Origin of the sequence: Frankia sp. CcI156 (assembly GCF_001983015.1) — a bacterium.
Taxonomy (GTDB): Bacteria; Actinomycetota; Actinomycetes; order Frankiales; family Frankiaceae; genus Frankia; species Frankia casuarinae.
Window position 1 is genome coordinate 1 of record NZ_MOMD01000115.1, and the last position, 3205, is coordinate 3205.

2 protein-coding genes are annotated in these 3205 nt (G+C 69.1%); both read left to right on the plus strand.

The genetic code is table 11. The annotated features are described in order from the left end of the window. On the plus strand, positions 1–448 hold a 448-nt coding region (locus CcI156_RS23440; RefSeq protein WP_139341605.1), incomplete at its 5' end, for a hypothetical protein. Beyond that, the coding region (locus CcI156_RS23445) for an amino acid adenylation domain-containing protein (RefSeq protein ID WP_139341606.1) at positions 445–3205 on the plus strand (2761 nt) is incomplete at its 3' end. The genes CcI156_RS23440 and CcI156_RS23445, both read left to right, overlap by 4 nt.

Sequence of the window (3205 nt, forward strand, 5' to 3'; positions counted from 1 at the left end):
CGGGCTGCTGCGTTACCTCAACCCTGACACGCGCCCGGTCCTCGCGGCGCTACCCACCCCACAGATCGGCTTCAACTACATGGGCCGCTTCACCGCGAGTGACGCTGAAGCCCCGGCGGACTGGCGGCAGGCCAGTCTGGGCGGCGACGCGATCGAGCGGATGCCGGCGGCCCACGCCCTGGAGGCCAGCGGAATCGTCCGGGACGGGCCGGCGGGCCCGGAGCTGAGCCTGTCGCTGGCCTGGCCGGGCGATCYGCTGACCGAGGCCGAGGTGCGGAACCTTGCCGAGGGATGGGTGGCGATGCTGACCGGGCTGGCCGAGCACGCCGCGCGCCCCGAGGCGGGCGGGCACACCCCCTCCGACTTCCCGCTGCTCGAGCTGGCTCAGGAGCAGGTGGAGGAGTTCGAGGCGATGGCAGCCGAGATCGAGAAGGGGATGTCGACATGACGCGCTCCGCGCTGGCCGAGGTGTGGCCGCTCTCGCCGCTTCAGGAAGGGCTGCTGTTCCACGCGCTGTACGACGAGGACGCCGCCGGCTCCTACGTCGTCCAGCGAATCCTCGACCTGCGGGGCCCGCTGGACGCGGACGTGCTGCGCGCCTCGGTTGAGGCCCTGCTGGACCGCCACGCCAACCTGCGGGCCGGGTTCCGGCAGGCCGCCGGGATGGAGCAGCCGGTCCAGGTGATCCCGCGGCGGGTGAAACTACCCTGGACACAGGTGGACCTGTCCGCGCTGGCCGAGGAGTCGGCGCTGGCGGAGGTGTCCCGGCTGACTGCCGAGGACCGAGCCTGTGGGTTCGACCMGGCGGTGCCGCCGCTGCTGCGCTGCACGCTCGTCAGGCTCGGCCGGCATCGGCACCAGCTGGTCATCACCAACCATCACCTGCTGATGGATGGCTGGTCGCTGCCGGTGATGCGGCGCGAGTTGTCGGCGATCTACGCGGCAGGCGGTGACGCGAGCGGGCTGAAGCCGGTCTCGCCGTACCGAGACTACCTGGAGTGGCTCGGCCGCCAGGACCGCCAGGCCGCCCGGGCGGCCTGGCAGCGGGAACTGCGCGGAGCCGACGAGCCGACCCTCGTCGCCACGCCGGACCGGGGCACGGTGACGGCAACGGCGACGGGGCTCGCGCGGGTCCGGGTGACCGTGCCTGACGAGCTGACCGCCGCGCTGCGTGCCCTGGCCCGTAGCCGCGGCCTGACGCTGAACACGCTGGTACAGGGGGCGTGGGCGCTGCTGGTCAGCCGCCTGGCCGGCCGCCGTGACGTGGTGTTCGGCGCGGTGGTGGCGGGTCGTCCGCCCGAGCTGCCCGGTGTGGAGGAGATGCTGGGGCTGTTCGTCAACACCGTGYCGGTCCGGGTGCCGCTCGACCCCGCCCAGCCCGTGGTGGAGATGCTGGCCGAGCTTCAGGGCCGCCAGTCGGAGCTGATGGCCTACCACCATCTGGGGCTTGCCGAGATCCAGCGACTGGCCGGCCCCGGTRCCACCTTCGACACGCTGCTGGCCTATGAGAACTACCCCCGTGACCCTGGCGGCGCCTCGGTCACCAAGGGCGACGGGCTGCGGATCACACCGGCCGGGAGCGAGGAGGCGGTGCACTACCCGGTGAGCCTGGCCGTGATCCCAGGGGAGCAGCTACGGCTGCGTCTTGACTGCCGGCCGGAGGTGTTCGACCAGCAGACGGCCGCCGAACTCGCCGACCGTTTCCTGCGGGTGCTCGACGGGATCGCGGCCGATCCGATCGCACCTGTCGGCCGGATCGGGGTGCTGGGGGACGCGGATCAGGCCCGGGTGGTGGATKGGTGGAATGRGACGGGGGTGGTGGTGCCGGAGGTGACGTTGTCGGAGTTGTTTGAGGCGCAGGTGCGGCGGAGTCCGGGTGCGGTGGCGTTGGTGTGTGAGGGGCGGGTGGTGTCGTATGGGGAGTTGGAGGTGGCGGCGAATCGGTTGGCGTGGCGTTTGGTGGGGTTGGGGGTGGGTGCGGAGCGGGTGGTGGCGGTGGCGGTGGCGCGGTCGGTGGAGTTGGTGGTGGCGTTGTTGGCGGTGGTGAAGGCGGGGGGTGCGTATCTGCCGGTTGATCCGGAGTATCCGGCGTCGCGGGTGGGGTTGATGTTGGCTGATGCGGATCCGGTGGTGGTGTTGTGTACGGCGGAGACGGTGGGGGGTTTGCCGGAGCATMCGGCTGTGCGGCTGATGGTGGATGACGGTGGGGTGGTGCGGGATTGTCCGGGGACGTCTCCTGGTGTTGTGGTGCGGCCGGGGTGTCCGGCGTATGTGATGTATACGTCGGGGTCGACGGGTGTGCCGAAGGGGGTGGTGGTGTCGCATCGGGGGATTGTGAACCGGTTGTTGTGGATGCAGGGTGAGTATGGGTTGGGTGGTGATGACCGGKTTCTGCAGAAGACGTCGTCGGGGTTTGACGTGTCGGTGTGGGAGTTTTTCTGGCCGCTGGTTACGGGTGCGTGTCTGGTGGTGGCGCGGCCTGGTGGTCATCGTGATCCGCGTTATCTGGTGGATCTGGTGGTGGCTGAGCGGGTGACGACGGTGCATTTTGTGYCGTCGATGCTGGGGTTGTTTCTGGATGAGGAGGGTGCGGCTTTGTGTGGGGGGCTTCGGCGGGTGGTGTGTAGTGGTGAGGTTTTGCCGGGCGAGTTGGTGGAGCGGTTTCAGGGGGTGTTGCCGGGGGTGGGGTTGCATAATCTTTATGGTCCGACTGAGGCGTCGGTGGATGTGTCGTTCTGGGCGTGTCCGCCGGGGGTGTCGGGGGTGGTGCCGATCGGGGGGCCGATCTGGAATGTTCGGTTGTTTGTGTTGGATGGTTTTCTGCGGCCGGTTCCGCCGGGGGTGGTGGGGGAGTTGTATATCGCTGGTGTGGGGTTGGCGCGTGGGTATGTGGGTCGTTCGTCGTTGACGGGGGAGCGGTTTGTGGCGTGTCCGTTTTCYGGGTCTGGGGAGCGGATGTATCGGACGGGGGATTTGGTGCGGTGGCGGGGTGATGGTGTGTTGGTGTATGTGGGGCGGGTTGATGCGCAGGTGAAGATTCGTGGGTTGCGGATCGAGTTGGGTGAGGTTGAGGCTGTTTTGGCGGGGGATGGGGCGGTGGGTCGGGTTGCGGTGGTGGTCCGGGAGGATCAGCCTGGTCATCGGTATCTTGTCGCCTACGTGGTGGCGGCGGCGGGTCGGGGTGTGGATGCTGCCGGGTTGCGGG